The 17,608-nt window shown below is 45.8% G+C and carries 12 protein-coding genes; 8 read left to right on the forward strand and 4 right to left on the reverse strand.

Annotated features, from left to right (window positions below; translation table 11 throughout):
* The first annotated feature begins 1 nt into the window (after position 1).
* From U5K35_RS17250 to U5K35_RS17260, 3 genes are all read left to right on the forward strand, one after another.
* The gene (locus tag U5K35_RS17250) at positions 2-2,614 is read left to right on the forward strand and encodes a tetratricopeptide repeat protein (protein WP_322572763.1); all 2,613 of its coding nucleotides are present in this window, start codon (positions 2-4) and stop codon (positions 2,612-2,614) included.
* A gap of 306 nt (positions 2,615-2,920) precedes the next feature.
* On the forward strand, positions 2,921-3,337 hold the full coding sequence (locus tag U5K35_RS17255) for a DoxX family protein (protein ID WP_322572764.1): 417 nt from the start codon (positions 2,921-2,923) through the stop codon (positions 3,335-3,337).
* 63 nt (positions 3,338-3,400) lie between these two features.
* Positions 3,401-3,868 (forward strand): PH domain-containing protein, encoded by a 468-nt coding sequence (locus U5K35_RS17260; protein ID WP_322572765.1) that lies wholly within the window; start codon positions 3,401-3,403, stop codon positions 3,866-3,868.
* A 7-nt stretch (positions 3,869-3,875) separates the two neighbouring features.
* Here U5K35_RS17260 and U5K35_RS17265 read toward each other — a convergent pair whose 3' ends face one another.
* Both U5K35_RS17265 and abc-f read right to left on the reverse strand, forming a co-directional pair.
* Entirely contained in the window at positions 3,876-4,544 is a 669-nt protein-coding gene (locus U5K35_RS17265; RefSeq protein ID WP_322572766.1) for a WbqC family protein, read from the reverse strand.
* A gap of 1 nt (position 4,545) precedes the next feature.
* On the reverse strand, positions 4,546-6,540 hold the full coding sequence (abc-f, locus tag U5K35_RS17270) for a ribosomal protection-like ABC-F family protein (RefSeq protein WP_322572767.1): 1,995 nt from the start codon (positions 6,538-6,540) through the stop codon (positions 4,546-4,548).
* Positions 6,541-6,665: 125 nt separating this feature from the next.
* On the opposite strand from abc-f, the gene U5K35_RS17275 reads away from it, so the two are divergent.
* The 5 genes from U5K35_RS17275 to U5K35_RS17295 all read left to right on the forward strand — a co-directional run bounded on the left by U5K35_RS17275 (position 6,666) and on the right by U5K35_RS17295 (position 13,869).
* Complete coding sequence (locus U5K35_RS17275) at positions 6,666-7,919, forward strand: hypothetical protein (protein ID WP_322572768.1); 1,254 nt, start codon at positions 6,666-6,668, stop codon at positions 7,917-7,919.
* Positions 7,920-7,993: 74 nt separating this feature from the next.
* Entirely contained in the window at positions 7,994-9,271 is a 1,278-nt protein-coding gene (locus tag U5K35_RS17280) for a dipeptidase (protein ID WP_322572769.1), read from the forward strand.
* Between the two features lie 636 nt (positions 9,272-9,907).
* A complete protein-coding gene (locus tag U5K35_RS17285) occupies positions 9,908-11,683 on the forward strand; it encodes a HelD family protein (protein WP_322572770.1) in 1,776 nt (591 codons plus the stop codon).
* A 100-nt stretch (positions 11,684-11,783) separates the two neighbouring features.
* Positions 11,784-11,969 carry an ATP-binding domain-containing protein gene (locus U5K35_RS17290; protein ID WP_416221660.1) on the forward strand — a complete coding sequence of 62 codons (186 nt, stop codon included), beginning with the start codon at positions 11,784-11,786 and terminating at the stop codon, positions 11,967-11,969.
* 103 nt (positions 11,970-12,072) lie between these two features.
* On the forward strand, positions 12,073-13,869 hold the full coding sequence (locus tag U5K35_RS17295) for a M61 family metallopeptidase (protein WP_322572771.1): 1,797 nt from the start codon (positions 12,073-12,075) through the stop codon (positions 13,867-13,869).
* Between the two features lie 205 nt (positions 13,870-14,074).
* Here U5K35_RS17295 and U5K35_RS17300 read toward each other — a convergent pair whose 3' ends face one another.
* Both U5K35_RS17300 and U5K35_RS17305 read right to left on the reverse strand, forming a co-directional pair.
* Positions 14,075-14,878 carry a dienelactone hydrolase family protein gene (locus tag U5K35_RS17300; protein ID WP_322572772.1) on the reverse strand — a complete coding sequence of 268 codons (804 nt, stop codon included), beginning with the start codon at positions 14,876-14,878 and terminating at the stop codon, positions 14,075-14,077.
* A 316-nt stretch (positions 14,879-15,194) separates the two neighbouring features.
* Positions 15,195-17,426 carry a carbohydrate binding family 9 domain-containing protein gene (locus tag U5K35_RS17305; RefSeq protein WP_322572773.1) on the reverse strand — a complete coding sequence of 744 codons (2,232 nt, stop codon included), beginning with the start codon at positions 17,424-17,426 and terminating at the stop codon, positions 15,195-15,197.
* Between the last annotated feature and the right edge of the window lie 182 nt (positions 17,427-17,608).

Below are 17,608 nucleotides of genomic sequence, written 5' to 3' on the forward strand. Positions count from 1 at the left end.
CATGGATAAAAAAAGGTGGAAAAATACTGAAGCTGAATTTGATGCACTTTTTGACCTTAGTGAGAGTGAAAAGAAGAAACGGCTAGAAACTCTGCGTGAAGAGAACCCGCAGCTTTATAAGGATCTCAAGCACCTTCTTGAACTAACTGAAAACTCCCAAAATTTTCTTGAAGAGGGTCGGGATAAATACCTGAACAGTCTGTACAAAGATCTGGCATCTGAATCGGTTCTGGAAACAGAAGAAGAGTTCATGCCTAGAAAAGTTGGCAGATATAAACTCCTTAAACCGATTGGCAGGGGTGGAATGGGTAATGTCTACCTGGCCGAGCGAGCTGACGGACTGTTTGAACGGAAAACGGCTATAAAATTTGTTCGAACAGAACTTAACAACAGCGAGGTCAAAAAAAGATTCAACCGTGAGAAGAAGATTCAGGCATCGCTTGATCACCCTTCTATTGCTCGTCTTTACGATGCAAGTACCGATGAGCACGGTGTTCCGTTCCTGGTAATGGAATACGTGGATGGCCAGCCCATCACCACCTATTCGGATGAAAATAATTTGTCAGTAAGGCAGCGCGTTGAGTTGTTTATCTCTGTTTGCCAAGCCGTACAATATGCCCATCAAAATCTGATTATTCACCGGGACCTGAAACCTTCAAATATCCTGGTTAATCCGGAAGGCGAATGTAAACTGTTGGATTTCGGCATTGCAAAACTGCTAGATCAGAATGGGGATTTGCCTGAATTAACCCGGTCGGGGCAGCAATATTTCTCAATGAAGTATGCCGCACCTGAGCAGATCCAAAATGGACCGGTAAATACCCTTACCGATGTCTACTCTTTGGGAGTTCTGCTTTATAAACTATTAACCGGTTCGTTGCCGTACACAATTACTGAACAAACCACCTACGGCGAATTTGAGCGAAAAATATGTGATGATCCGGTACCGAAACCAAGCTCTGTAGTTCGAAAGTCTAAGGATTTATACAGGCAGCTTAAGGGGGATATGGATAACATTATTCTGAAGGCTCTCGAAAAATCGCCCGACCGCCGTTACCGCTCAGCTGAGGCGCTGTCTGACGATTTGAAACGATATTTGGATAATTTACCGGTATCGGCCCGGCCGGTGGGGATTGTTTACAGGTCTCGTAAATTTATACAGCGTAATAAGAAGATTTCATCCTTTGCAGCTCTTCTTCTTATCATCATTATTTCGGGTTTATACTATCATACCACCGAAATAAGAAAAGAGCGCGATATCGCAAAAATACAGCGTGACTTGGCCGAGCTTGAAGCTGCTAAAACGGCGCGGGTCAGCGAATTTGTGGTAGGCCTATTTGAACAATCCGATCCCTACTCCAGCTCCGGAAAAGAACTTACTGTTGGCAGCCTACTGGCACAGGGAAGAGACAGGATAGAAACGCTGGATGAAGCGCCATTGGTTCAGGCCGAAATGTATATGGTTCTGGCAAGAGTGTACCGTTCACTGGCTGAGCATGAAACCGCACATAATCTATCGGGTCAGGCGCTCTCATTGCTGGAGGAACAGGCATCCCCTGATTCAGTAAGCCTGGCAAATGCCTGGACAATGCGGGCATACACCTTGTCCTCCTTAGGCCGTTACAATGAAGCAGAGGAGGCGCACAGGCAAGCTTTGGAGCTGACAAGCCCTGAAAATAAACCGGCGCTGGCTGAACGTCTGAACAATCTTGGCTTGGCACTGTTTTCACTCGGGCAGCTTGACGAGTCACAAGAACTGCTGGAGGAGGCACTTACTCTGCGAAGGGCTGAGCTTCCTGAAAGTGCTGAGTTGGCAGCATCACTCAATAACCTGGCTCTGGTACTGGCTGCACAAGACAAGCGTGAAGAGGCCGAGCCACTTTACAGGTCCGCGCTGGAAATGAGACGGTCAGTTCTGGGTGATGAACATCCGACTACTACTTATTCAATGACCAATCTGGCTACTCTTCTGGATCAAATGAATCGGCTGGAAGAGGCTGAAGCCGGTTACCGGGAAGCACTGCGCATCCGTCGCAACATTTTCGGTGATGATCATCCGGCTGTAGCCAGTGTGCTGTATCAGATTGGCTGGCTGCAATCGCGCCGGGGTGAACTTGAACAGGCAAGAATACATCTCGAAGAAGCACTTGAAATTCGTAGCCGGGTTCTCGGACCTGACCATCCCTCTACAGCGGTAATCCTGAATGCGGCAGCAGTTGTTGCAAGAGACATGGGAGAAGTGGATCAGGCCGAACAGTGGCTGAGACGGGCTTTATCAATCTATCGTTCGGTTTTCGGCGATTCCCACCATGATATCGCTCTTGTGCTTGCAAATATGGGGCAAACAATGCAGGTAAAAGGGAATAGTGCGGAAGCTGAGCGGCTGCTGTTACAGGCACTGGAAATGAATCGTCGTGAATTGGGTATGGAACACCGGCACGTTGCCGACAATCTTCGCAACCTGGCCGAACTTGAACTTGCTGAGGGTAACAAGGAACAGGCTGCCGATTATGCATCTTCTGCCAGAGAGGTTTTGGATGCATTAGGCCTGGATGAAGAGCACCCCGACCGGCGAGTATTGGATGATCTGATTAAGCAAATTCAAGAAGTGTGATCTGCTGGATTGGTCTGGATTTCAAACAAATGAACCGCAATATAGTTATTAGGTCATAGAGCAAAATGAAACCAAAAAGTAAATATTCCGGAGGAATCACCTGTTTATAGAAAATGTGATGGGATTACCATCATGCTCCGTAGGTGCGTCCTGTTGTCGCTTATTTCACCTTATCAAATTTTTGAGAGTCGCAAATGGAGCTTTTTAATCGTGGTTATGGTTGAACTTACAAACAGAGAAAGATTGGAGTGTATTTGTTCTTAAGATAGTCTCTGTTATAATTTTTTTTAACCCCATAAACAGATCATGATTAAAAAACTTTTTTCTACTCGTCTTGATGAATTTGTCAGACCTGATGTTGCTATTCTTTTACTTCGAATCGGTGCCGCGGCCCTGATGCTCACTCATGGAATTCCTAAACTGTTGAAGGTTTTGGAAGGAGACTTCAGCTTTGGCGATCCCATCGGCATTGGTCCGACAGCCTCATTAATTCTGGTCGCATTTGCCGAAGCGATTTGCGCTGCACTGGTAGTGATTGGTTTGATGACCCGAATTTCCTTAATACCACTGATCATCACGATGATTGTTGCCGTCTTCGTAGCTCATGCGGGTGATCCATTCAGTGATAAAGAGTTGGGGCTGTTTTTTCTGATCAGTTTTGTCGTTCTTTTCTTGACGGGTCCCGGTAAATACTCTTTGGATCGAAAACTTTTTGGAAAGTAGTGAATACTTGAGGCCTTCCATATTCGTGCCGGAAGTATGTATTGAATATCTAAGTTCTTATTGATGGTAAAAAAGAAAATCCAGCTCGATTCAGAAGAAGAGATTCTTTTTCGGAGTTGCAAACATCCCGCAATGTTTTATGGAGGTGTGTTTTATTTAACTTATATGATTGTTGTAGGCATAAGTGGAGGGAATCCTATAGCAAACACGATTTTTATTTCTGCTGGGGCTATTTGGACTCTTTTCGGATTGATTAAATGGACATATACGGAATACATTCTTACTAATAAGCGTCTGGTAGTTGTTTCCGGCTATTTTTACTTGCGAGCCGAAAGTATACCGATCGATAAAATTGAACACGTGACAGTTTACCAGACATTGACAGATAAGTGGTGGAACAAAGGAATATTGACTCTGTTTGGAATTGGTATTCAAAAGAAAAGAATTAAGGGACTGAAAAATGCTGAAGATTTTAGAGATGCAGTTCACAGCCAGCTCTCCGTGGATCCGGAGCCGTATTTTTCAAATTGACGATTTTTCAAACCAACTCATCAAATATCCGGAAACTCTCCGGGCCGTATTGAAATAGCAGATCAAGCAGACAGCAATAGGGTTCAAAGCCTTCAAAGTGTTGCCGGTATTCAGGATGGGTGAAATTTACTTTACTTCTGTTTTTGCCTTGCCGCTGGTAGTGCCGGGCATCATGCTCCTGATAATATAGATCTGCCCCCAATCTGTTTGCCAGTTCATCAGGATCAGAAGTGTACTGCTCCATCCCGCTTGAAAATTGAATCTCAGCCGGAATCTCAAGTTCAAGAAATTGAAAAAGGCGCTTTTTTAAAAAGAGTGAAAAATCGAGCAGATGCTCGAAATTGTGTCCCATCTCGATATCCGCACGGATTTCCGGCTCATAGAAATCATAATAGACGCTGTTGCTGTAGTTGAACTTTAATGAGCGAAGAAGAGGATTGATCCATTCACGGCCGTGATCAATCCGCACCTGATTGATCGGTTTTTTCTTATCTGCGGTCATCACCGGCACGGAGACGTAATCGGTTCCCTCCGGAGTTCTAATCAATGCCCGGTGCGTTCTGCCTTTTCGTGACCATTGTTCGCTATCCTGATAGACAATCTGATCAACCGAAATCATGGTGGCGATATCGTGCAGGTCGGGAATCAAAACGGGCTGAAGGATAGCGAGCTTCATATCAAAGAGAAGCTTTATACTCTTGATCGAAAGAGTTTTCGATATGTTCAATACGTCCGGCGATCTCTTCCCACTTCTCCATCTTTTCAGCGGATTCTGCCTTTACCGACTCATACTCCAAAGAGATCTCTTTTACCCGGTCTTCATCATCATAAAAACCCGGATCCGCCATCAGCTCTTCAATTTCCATCTTTCTCTCCTCAAGTTCTTCAATGTCGTTTTCAAATTCATGCAGGCGCTTTTTGAGCGGCTTAACTTTTCTTGATAATGTATTTCGTTTTTCTGCTTCGAACCTGCGCTGTTCTTTCCGGCTCATTCCTTCGGTCGGATCCGAAGTTTTCTTTTTTTCTGATTTCTGTTCTACGGCTTGAACATCTTCAGCTTCGCGTTCCTCCCGCTTTTTGTCGAGGTAGTAGCTCACATTACCCAGCCATGTTTTAATATAGCCCGGCTGAATTTCTAGTGTTTTGTTGACAATCGGGTCCAGAAAATCCCGGTCGTGGGATACAATCATCAAGGTGCCTTCATACTGCTGTAGAGCCTGCTGAAGAATGTTTTTCGACTGCATATCCAGGTGGTTGGTCGGCTCATCAAAAATCAGAAAATTACCGCTGTTGAGCAGCATTTTTGCCAGTGCAACCCGGCTCTTTTCACCGCCGGACAGCACGCCGACTTTTTTAAACACATCATCGCCCACAAAAAGAAAGCAGCCCAGTATTGTTCTCAGTTTTGTGTCATTTTCTCCGGATCCGGCCAGGCGCATCTCCTCCAGGGCGTTGTTTTTCGGATCCAGCTCTTCTGCCTGGTGCTGTGCAAAATATCCGGGTGTAACGTTGTAACCGACTTCTCTCTTTCCTGATGTGATCGGTTCGATACCGGCCAGAATTCGAATGAGTGTTGATTTACCCGCTCCGTTTGGACCTACAACCGCAATTTTATCGCCGCGCTCTATTTCATAATCGATGCCGTCAAATACCGTGTTGTCATCGTACTTTTTAACCAGGTCTCTGAGCTTTAGAACAACCTGTCCCGATCGCTCCGGAGGCGGAAAGCTGAATGAAATTTCAGATTGTTCTTCATCCAGCTCAATCTCCTCCATCTTTTCCAGCTGCTTGATCCGGCTCTGAACCTGTTTCGCTTTGGTTGCTTTATAACGGAATCGATCGATAAACTCCTGAGTCTGCTTCCGCTCTTTCTGCTGATTCTCGTACTGTTTTTTCAGAAGCTCCTGCTCTTCCGCATATTTCTTTTCATAAAAACTGAAGTTGCCTGCGTAGTCATCCAGATTACCTCTGCGCAGTGCGAGGGTGCGTTTTATAACAGAATCCAGGAAAGCCCTGTCGTGAGAAACAATGATCACTGTTCCATTGTAGTTCTTCAGAAAGGATTCAATCCACTGAAGCGACTCAATATCGAGGTGGTTAGTCGGCTCATCAAGCAGGAGATAGGTGGGTTGCCTGAGCAGTAATTTTGCCAGGGCGATACGCATCAGCCAACCACCGCTGAATTCTGTAGTGGATCGCGAGAAATCCTTTTCATTGAAGCCGAGTCCCATCAGCACACGCTCAATATCGGCCTGCAGCGTATAGCTTCCGATATTTTCCAGCTGATGCTGTACTTGCCCGAATTCGTCCAGAGTTTTTTCGTGTTCCTTCGATTCAGGGTCTAACGTATCGAGTTGATGCTGAAGCTGCTCCTGTTTTTTCCGCAATGATAAAATCTCTGAAAAAGCCTGTTCAACTTCCTGGTAAACCGTAAGATCAGGATCGGGATCTACACCATCTTGTGGAAGATAACCGACTGTAGCGCTGTTGCTCATATTCACACTGCCGGAGTCTGCCTCTTGTTCTCCTGCAATTATTTTCAGAAGCGTGGATTTTCCGGCTCCGTTGGGTCCAACAAGACCGATTCGTTCACCGGGATTAATTGTTGCAGAAATTCCGTCAAAAAGCGGACGGTCGCCAAAATAAAGTGTAATCTTATCGAGTTGAAGCATAGATGTGAATAATACTCTTCAAAAAGGTTTTCGGAGCCTGAACCGGTTTAGGATGTTAGGCCGTTCAAAGTTATTTTAAGCCTGAAAAATACCAATCATTCTGATCTGATTTAAATTATTCTCAAATGAAGTTATTGTTACATATTAGCGCGGCTATTCTTTTTTTGTTTATGATCTCATGCAATGGGGATCAACTACAGCAGCCTGTTTATGAGTATGCCCTGACCAGCCCTGCAGAAACGGGATCACGCTATCCATATATGCATCAGGATGAGAGCGGCAAAATTTATATGAGCTGGCTGATGGGAATAGAGGAGGATATGTTTGCTTTTCAATATTCAACCTATAATGATGGAGGTTGGACAAGACCCGGCACTGTAAAAGTGGGAACTGACTTTTTCGTTAACTGGGCAGATTTCCCTTCAATTACCGGTTTTGACGGAGAGGTAACGGCTGCGCACTGGCTGAAGAAAGTTGAAGGCGGGCCTTACGCCTATCACGTTCAGGTCGCTTTTCCTCAGGAAGATTCCAACCGGTGGGGAGATGCCATAACGCCTCATATGGATAATACGCCAACTGAGCATGGGTTTGTAAGTATGCGCCCGATTGATGAAAATCGAATCCTGGCTATTTGGCTGGACGGTAGAGATACTGATGGCAGAGCCGATGATGAGTACGAGGATATGAATAAATCCATGACTCTCCGTTCTGCTGAAATTACCCGGGATGGCGAGATTTTAAGAAGCAGATTGATAGATGATTCTGTTTGTGACTGCTGCCCGACCGACCTGGTAAGAACAGAGGACGGATATCTTGCGGTTTATCGTAATCGGACTGAAGATGAAATCCGGGATATCTATATTTCGCGATACACTCTGGAAACGGGTGAATGGAGTGAGCCAAAAGCTGTTCATGATGATCAGTGGAAAATTGGGGCTTGCCCTGTAAACGGACCCAAAATTGTTGCTGATGGAGATCAGGTAGCTGTGGCCTGGTACACAATGGAGGAGAATGAATCACGAACGTACCTGATTCGGTCTGACGATGGCGGCGAGACATTCGGTGAGCCGATTCTGATTGCCGGAGATCGCTCAACCGGACGCGTTGATTTGGCCATGCTCGAAAACGGCACACTCTATGTGAGTTGGTTGCGTCATCGCGGAGATGTGGGTGATGTAGTCGCTTCGGAAGTGGATCCTGACGGGAACGTGAAAAATTCTGTAACAGTGGGTGTAACTTCACCGTCGCGATCCAGTGGATTTCCGCAAATGGAAGCGTTTGATGATGGTCTGTTATTTGCGTGGACACAAACGGATCCGTTTATCAGGATACGAACGGCAGTCGTTCCATACGAATCATTTGAAGAACAGGAATTGTAATAGATTGTTTTACGGCTTGCCTTCGTCAGCAGAAGCACTATTTTAGTAAGAAATATTAAATCAATCGAAATCATATGCTCAAAAACACTACTAAACTAATCGCAATTTTTATTACAGCTGTCCTGTTTATGGGATGCGCTTCACTGTCTGCACAAACAGATCGTGACGAGTATCGCCAGCAGGCAATTGAAATTTTGGAAAGTGTACCGCTTTTTGACGGGCACAACGACGCTCCGTACCAGTACCGTAATCGTGTGGGATACAAATTCAGCGAACTGGATTTTTACGATACAACCCAGCTTGAAAATCCCATGCATACTGATATTCCGAGACTTAAAGAGGGATATGTGGGAGCTCAATGGTGGTCGGTTTATGTTCCGGCAAGCATTCCGGAAGATGAAGCGGTAAAACGCACCATGGAACAGATTGACTTTGTCTACCGTATGGCCGAAAAATATCCGGATGAGTTTGAAATGGCCTACACCGCTGATGATGTGGAGCGTATTTTTGCAGAAGGTAAAATTGCATCTCTCATTGGAATGGAAGGTGGCCATTCGATTTCAAATTCCCTTGCAACACTTCGGATGTTTTATGACCTGGGTGCGAGATATATGACAATTACACACAGCCGTACACTGGATTGGGCTGATGCTGCAGGTGATGAACCGCAGCACGACGGGTTAAGCGAGTTTGGTGAGGAAGTTATACGGGAGATGAACAGGCTTGGAATGGCGGTGGATCTGTCGCACGTAACTCCGGCCACAATGAAAGACGCTATTGAATTATCCGAAGCTCCAGTTATGTTTTCACACTCCAATGCCCGTGCGATTTCCAACCACCCCCGAAATGTACCGGATGATGTACTGGCACTTCTGCCTGAAAAAGATGGCCTTGTAATGGTCACATTTGTGGAGTCTTTCACTTCCGAAGAACTTCGACAGTGGTATGCCGAACGAAGCGGATATCTTGCAAAAATGGAGTCGCTCTATCCCGGTCAGCCGGATATCATCAGCGAAATGATGGATGAGTGGAGCGAAGAGAATGAGATGCCAAAATCCACCCTGGAACAGGTTGCGGATCATATCGATCACATCCGTGATCAAGTTGGTGTGGACCACATCGGGATTGGCGGTGACTATGATGGAGTTTCCTCCCTTCCAACCGGTCTTGAGGACGTCTCTACCTATCCGGATCTTTTTGCGGAACTTCTCAAAAGAGGGTACAGTGAGGATGATCTCCGAAAAATTGCCGGTGAAAATATGCTGCGGGTACTGAGAGGTATTGAAGCAACAGCTGAACGTCTTCAGCAGGAAACAGAACCTTCCGAGGTACTGATTACAGATTTTGAGTAATATTCTATATTCATTCTGATTGTTTAAACCTTAGTTCGATTAATAAATTTGTTTATAGATCATCGCCTTAGTAAATCATAAATGGTCTTCCGGAGATTCCTCCACTGCAACCCCGACAAAAAAGCAGTCGGGGTTTCCGGTCGGAATGACAGGCTGAGTCTGGGAATAGGCAGCGGGCAGCTCCCAAGCTTTTCCAAAACACAGTCAGTTATGCCCGCCTGCGCTGATGCTACGGAGGACAGGCCCGCTGCTGCCTTACCCAATGCCTTGTCGTCCCGACTAAGAGAGCCTGTCTGCTGAAGCTTTAGCACAGGCAGGCGTAGCGAACGCACGGAGGGATCTCATTAATAGAGGCTATAATGGCTGATATACTTCATATTGATCTTGATACCTTCTTCAATATCTTTTTAAGATTTGTACACACGGTAGCTTGTTAGTGAAGATTTTTTTTCATTAATCGAGCTCAGGTTTTAAAGGCGAGTCAGTGCGGCTCGCCTTTTTTTATGGATTGAAAATCTGCAGGGTTGATGAGACCGGCGGTTTTATTTTTGATTTTTTATCAGTGTTAAACTTTCAGCCCGAATCGCCTTATCTTCACTCCCTCAATTTTATTTAAAGCGAACCTATACAGTACAGATGTTCAACAAGACCGAAGAAGACGAGAGAAACTATCTAAACGAAGTCATTGACAAACTGGAAGACGCATACCAGGACGTTGATGAAAATGTAGAGCGCTATTCCAGAGAGCTGCAGGAGCAGAAAAACTATCTCTACGAAAATAAAACCGGGATGGACGCGGCTGAGAAAGCCTCGATCAAACAGTCTGTAAATATGCAGGCGATCACCGGAGAGGCCGCCGTTGAATACAAAAAACGTCTGCTGAAACTGATAAAAACTCCCTACTTCGGCCGGATCGATTTTCGCGAAGAGCGAAGCCAAAAGAGCGAGCCGGTCTATGTGGGCATTCACTCCTTTTTTGATGAAGAGGAGAATGAGAATGTAATTCACGACTGGCGCGCACCCGTATCGAGCATGTTCTACGATTTTGAACCGGGACAGGCGTCCTTTGAGGCACCATCGGGCAAGAAAGAAGGAGAGATTGAGCGGAAGCGTCAGTACCGAATCAAAGAGGGCGAGATGGAGATGATGCTGGAGTCGGATCTCTATATCCGAGATGATGTGCTTCAGAAAGAACTGAGCCGCTCGGCCGACGATAAGATGAAGAATATTGTCGCAACTATTCAGCGCGATCAGAACAAAATTATTCGAGATGAGACGTCATCGGTTTTGATTATACAGGGTGTGGCCGGATCAGGAAAAACGTCTATTGCGTTACACAGAATTGCGTTTCTGCTCTATCGCTTCAAGGAGGAGATCAGTTCTAAGGATATTATGATCATCTCCCCAAATAAGGTCTTTTCCGATTACATCTCCAACGTACTTCCGGAACTGGGTGAGGATACCATCCCGGAGATGGGAATGGAGGAGCTTGCCAACCGGGTATTGAACGACAAGTATAACTTTCAGGGCTTTTTCGAGCAGGTTAATCAGCTGCTGGAAAATCATGATGAGGATTACATACGCAGGATTGAGTTCAAATCTACTCCTGACTTTCTGCAGAAACTGACATCCTACTCGAACTGGCTCAAAAGAGAGCGGTTCAGGGCACACGATCTGAAAATCCGGTTCAAGAAAATTCACTCGAACTATTTAAAAGCACGCTACAACGCCAATAATCACCTGCCGCTGATGAAGCGCCATCGCGCGATTGCAACCGATGTGCTGCAAATGGTAAAGAGGAAATACAAGTACGACCTGAAGGCGGAGGAAAAAAAGGAGGTTCGCAAGAAAATCAAAAATATGATGGGCAGCGATAATCTGAGAGTGCTTTATGAGCAGTTCTACGATAGAATTGACCGGCCTGATATGTTTCAGTACGCGAAAGGATCTACCTATGAGTACGCCGATCTTTTCCCGCTCATGTATCTGAAAATGCAGCTTAAAGGAGCGGATAGTTTCGGTGAGGTGAAACACCTTATTGTGGATGAGATGCAGGATTATACGCCGGTTCAGTACGCGGTGCTTTCACGCCTGTTTCCATGCAATAAAACCATTCTGGGAGATGCCAATCAAAACGTGAATCCTTACAGTTCCACCACTGCCGATGATATTGAAGAGGTATTTCAGAACGCTCAGTCGGTTACGTTGATGAAGAGCTATCGTTCAACGCTTGAGATCACAAACTTTACATTGAGAGTTTCACCGCGGGCGGATGTTGAACCGGTTGAACGCCACGGTGAAGAGCCGCAAATTCTGTCGTTTGAAAAACCGGTGGATGAAAAGAAAATAGATCCTGGAGAAGATCAGGGAGTTCAAAAAATCGGAGGATCATACGCTGGGCGTTCTCTGTAAAACGCAGAAACAGGCAGAGAAACTGTTCAAATATCTGTCGAAACACGAAGAGGATCTGCACCTGCTCACTCCCGGCAGCAGCGCGTTGAGTTCAGGTGTTTTGATTACCAGTGCGCACCTTGCGAAAGGCCTTGAGTTTGATCGTGTGATTGTGCCGCATGTATCGGCCGAAAACTATCAGACCGCTGTGGATCGCAGCATGCTGTACATCGCCTGCACGCGAGCCATGCACCGGCTCACGCTTACGCATACGGGGGAAATGAGCAGTTTGATCGCTGCTGAATAGAACCGGATTTCGTACCGGTTCAGAGCTTTCAAAGCTGATTTCTAATAGAGGAGATCGTTTCTTACTTTCAGATTGATTCTGTTAACCATATCTATCTCATTCTATGAAAAAACGGTTCCTCTTTTTCGTCTTCATTTTCTGCCTGCACAGTGTTGTAACTGCTCAAACCACTACGAAATACGATATCTCCTTCGAGAATGCCATACATCACGAGGCGGAAATTTCGGTTCATTTTGATAACCTGGAAGAGAAGGTGCTGGAAGTTCGGATGAGCCGTACTTCGCCCGGACGCTATGCTCTTCATGAATTCGCCAAGAATGTCTATAACGTGAAAGCGTATGATGAAGATGGAAATGAGCTTCCGGTAACGCGCCCGAATCCGCATCAGTGGAATGTTAGCGGCCATAACGGAACCGTTCGTTTTGAGTACACGCTTTTTGCAAACCGTGGAGGCGGCACGTATTCACAAGTTGATGAAGTCCACGCCCACCTGAATATGCCGGCGACGTTTGCCTGGGCCAGAAATTATGAGCACCGGCCCATCGAAATTACTTTTAATACAGACTTTGATCAAAACTGGAAAGTGGCCACTCAGCTTAAGCACCTGGAAGGAAATCGATACCATGCACCGGATTTGGCCTATTTTCTCGACAGCCCGGTAGAGATTGCCGACTTTCATCTGCGGGAACAGGAAGTGGATGGACAGAATATCCGGATGGTACTTCATACGCATGCCTCAGATGAAGAGGTTGATGCGTATTTCGAGAATGTGATGGCTATTGTTCACCAACAGCGTGAGGTGTTTGGGGAGCTGCCGGAGTTCGATTACGGAGAGTACACTTTTCTGAACTGCTACATGCCCAACGCCAGCGGTGACGGGATGGAGCATCGTAATTCAACCGTAGTTACCGGATCCAAACCGATGGACCGGGAGCTGGGCAACTACCGGATCAGCACCATTTCTCACGAGTTTTTCCATGTCTGGAATGTGGAGCGGATTCGTCCTGCTTCCCTCGAACCGTTCGATTTTGAAGAGGCAAACATGAGCGGTGAACTCTGGTTCGCCGAAGGATTTACCAGTTACTATACAAATCTGACGCTGGTTCGGGCCGGCATCATATCAGAACAAGACTATGTTGAGGGACTTTCAGGCGGAATTAATTATGTGAAGAACTCACCGGGTAGAAACTATCACAACCCGATTGAAATGAGCTATCAGGCGCCGTTTGTGGATGCAGCCCGATCAGTGGATCCAACCAACCGCGAAAACACATTTATCTCATACTACACCTATGGCAGTATCCTGGGACTAGCACTCGACTTAAGTCTTAGAAATGAAGGGGGAAGCCTGAATCTGGATGATTTTATGAGATTGGTCTGGGATAAATACGGTCGGGAAGAAATTCCATATACGGTTCGCGATATTCGGGATGCACTTTCAGAATACGCCGGGGAGGAATTTTCAAATGAGTTTTTCAGACGCTACATCTATGACAGCGAGCTGCCGGACTATCAGCAGTTATTGAAGACGGCGGGCGTCAGCCTGGAGAAAGCGAATCCGGACAAAGCGGTGTTAGGTACACCAATCACGATTGAAAATGGGGTAGGGAAGCTGAGCACCAATGCGCTTGTCGGTTCTCCTGTTTACGAAGCAGGTATCAATCGGAATGATGAGATTGTTTCGATTGACGGAATCTTGTTGTCTGAAGTGGAGAGCGTGGATGAAATTCTCAGCACTAAAAAACCGGGCGATCGTGTTGAAATTCGATTCAAACGGATGGGAGAGGAGCGAATGGTTGAGGTAGAACTTGCGGCAGATCCAACCATTCAAACAAAATTGGACGAAACTGCCGGTTCGGCACAACTTCAGATAAGATCAAACTGGCTTACAGGTAATTAACGTGAGTTCGAGATAAAATCTGAGCTAAAAGTCCTTAAACATCATTTGTTCATAGAAATTGGTTATATATTAGCCACTGAAACAGGAAAAACAGAGATTATTCAGTGCCTTCCGTGTTTCCGTGGCTATCTTGTACTTTAAAAACAGGAATAAGTCTTTTTTATGTATAAGACATATCGAACTCACGTTGTTTAAGAAACCTGCTCTATTCATCTAAATCAGACAAAATTCCACGGATCCACTCCCATGAGCTGTCACGTGCAGTTTTGTTAAGTTGAGAAGCATCCGGGGCATCGCCGGTTCTCATGTAACCGTGACCTGCTCCTTCATAAATATTGTAAATATACTCTTTGTCATATTCGCGCATCAGTTCGGAAGTCTCGGGAATCGTGGAGTTAATGCGCTGATCATTTCCACCATAAAAACCATAGACCGGAGTTGAGATCTGGCTGATCTGCTCACCGTCGGTAGGAGCACTGCCGTAGAACACCAGAGCTGCGGAAAGTCCATCCGCGTTGGTTGCATATCTGAAAGTCTGAGATCCACCCCAGCAAAACCCGGCAACCACAACATTTCCGTTTGCAGCCGGCAGCTGTGTTACATAATCCTGAACAGCTTTCAGGTCTTGTGTAATTTGGTCCTGGTCCAGTTCATAAAGTGCATTCCGGGCGGCATCGGAAGATTCAAAATCGGATGTTTTTTGATGCTCCTCATCAAAATCTGACAGCAAATCCGGGGCAATGGCGATATAACCTTCAGCCGCAAGCTGATCTGCAAAACTGCGAACCCAGTCGGTCAGTCCGCGGTTTTCGTGAATGACAATAACAGCCATGGCGTCTTCAGAAACTTCAGGGTAGACCACAAAGTTGTGGATGGTACGGTCGCCATCTGAAACTTCAACCCACTCATGATGACGAGGTGAATCTTCCAGTTGTTCAAGAGCAAAATCTTGCGCAAAAAGCGTTTGACTCACAAATAAAAGAGAAATGGTGATGATCAGGTATTTCATAGGATTGTAGTTGGTTACAGAGTATTGTTAAAAACCCCAAACCGGCTATTTCGTTCAGATTGGATCTTCCGGCCATTGATGACCATCTCGCGTTTTGAACCTATTCTGGGCTCTGTATGAATTGCTTTACAAAACGTTTATTCATTGGAATAAAGAAGTGGAAAGTTTATAAATTGGATGAATAAACTATCAGCGAGGCTTTGCGAAATAATCTGCGAAACTCAGCGAGAAATAAAACGGCCATGAATGATCGGCTCCTATGTTGAGCCCACTTGGGCTTCCTTTATTTCACCACATTAACCAGCAAACCGGTGGATCAAATCATGATAAGGTAGGTCAGTTTCACAATTCCGGCGCGGCTGTTCAGGATGACATTCTTTCGCGGATCGAACAGATCTTCATTATCTCCGGAAATGTGATAGTTCGTATTAAACACCAGGAAGAGATCACTGCCGGGTCGGTGGATCCAGTTGATGCGAAGATTGGTCTGAAGATTCCGGGAAAAGTTATCGTACTGCACCAATGCCCTGGCAAACAGCTTTCGGCTGATGGCGCCCAAAATGGACGTACGAATAGTCGTGGCTTCAAAATCTCCGTTTTCGAAGGGTAGCCGGATAATATTGTGACTCACCCCGCCTTCCACATGTAAATGTTTGGACTGTCGGAATCCGAAATCGACGCCAAAATCGGTGCGGTTTCCGTCATAAAATTGACCGGTTGAAAAATCAAACGATCCGAAGACATTCCGGGCTTCATCTGTTCTTCCCTGGGCTGAGAAAGTGTGAAAGGTATAATCACCTGCAGGGATGATTGCATTCGACCGAAGTGCGAAATCACTGACAAGACGTTCAAATTGTCGTTCGTACTCTATTTCAAAAGACTGACGGTTTCCAAATTCGGAACGAATGGAAGCTGAAAACTCCGTTGTTTGAAGTGTTCCGTCCTGACCCTCAAAATAGTCGTAGGAAGATCGGAGGTATAGCTTGCGGATGGAGGTGGAGGGTATCAGACTGAAGTCCACATTGGGTTTATACTCAAGATTAGCGGAGTATTGGCGGAAATCAAGCCTGCGTACAAAACCAAGTTCGGGTCGGTAATTTTCTCCAACAGAGGTAAATGAAGTCCCGCCTTCGTAGAGGTCGTTTTCAAGTTGAATTGAGATGTTTCCGGCCGCATCGTTCAGGAGAGTGTTGTTGTCCCAAACGTTTGTAAACCATGCGTCGAACTGGCTGGAGCTCCAGAATCGATATTTGGTATCGACTCCAATGGCGCGATTGTAGCCACCCGGACGTTCCACATTGGTGAAAATGGTGCCAACGGTTGCACGGGGAAACAGGGTTGCCTGCAGCCGGGCGATAGTATTGTTAGTGGAATTCACTCCAAAAAGATCTCTCATACCGTTACCGGTTTCAATATTCATGAGTCCGATGGAGTAGCGTCCTGTTTGACCCGTTACCCGGGCACCGGTGAGTATCTGATCGGTCAGGCCAATATTCCGTGAGAAAAATGTTTGAGTGGACCGGACATTTCCGTGCTCAAAGAGTCCGGCACGCTCAAGAAAGAACTCCCTCTTTTCAGGGAAGAAAAGATTGAAACGGGTTAAATTCAGTTGAACATTATCGGCTTCCACCTGGGCAAAGTCGGTATTTACGGTAAGATCGAGAGTCATATTGGAGGAGATGCTGTACTTGAGGTCTCCGCCAAAATCGTAGTTGTAGTCGATATCTGTTTCTTCATTCTGAAGATCGGGACGGATCTCCTGCGCACCGGAAATGAGGTACGGCTTGATCTCAATATTTTTCCCCCTGTTGATTCCCTTCAAACCTTTAAGGCGCCCATACTGAGAAGCGGCGGCAAGAGCTCCGAAACTTCCTCCATACTCCATTCCGATGGCAGGCCAGAGAACCCTTTCATTTTTCCGATTAATCATGCGCGAAACCATCAGGCCAAACTCCAGCTCTTCTCCTTCCGGGAAACGAAGCTGACGAAATGGGATGGCAACTTCCAGCGTCCATCCCTCATCATCGATGGTGGTCTCGCTTAGAAAAACGGCATCCCAGGAAAAACTGTCATAGTTCAGGGTCTCATCTGTTATTAGAGCATCATCCTGAGTTCCCAAGGCGTTCATTTCAAACAGATAGGCGTTTCGTCCGTCTAGGTAGGTATCGATCCCGATATAGGCGTGATCATCGCGGTTATTTCGACCGCCGCGCTCCAGATTCTTGGCTCGGATCAGATCCGGATTTTCATCATAAAACCGGAATGCAAAGTAGAGGTTGTCGCGATCGTAGGCGATGCGTACTTCGGTATCCTCCGTAGCCGGAGCTCCGTCCTGTGGCCATACCTGGGTAAATGTTGTAATGGGTTGAATATCCTGCCAGGCCGGATCATCCAGGTTTCCATCTATGAAAGGCGGATTTTCAGTAAATACGGCATGGACTTCAAAGTCGGTAGGAGCGGGAATGGGTTCGGTGGTTTGAGCAAATCCCCGGATAGCGAGAAATTGAAATGCAACAGTTATGGCAATGAGCAGTTGATATAAATTCATTCAAATTGGTTTAACTATTCTTAAGAAAGAGGAATATAGGAAAATGAAATTGAGCATACGGTAAAAATATGAAAGCGTTTCTACTGAAAAATCTCTTTGGAGTGAATGTTTTCATATGAAATTCATAACTAATATGTAGTCTCATGTTAAGACAAGTATAAATTAACCAAAAACTGCTGGTC

Origin of the sequence: Rhodohalobacter sp. (assembly GCF_034521535.1) — a bacterium.
Classification (GTDB): Bacteria; Bacteroidota; Rhodothermia; order Balneolales; family Balneolaceae; genus Rhodohalobacter.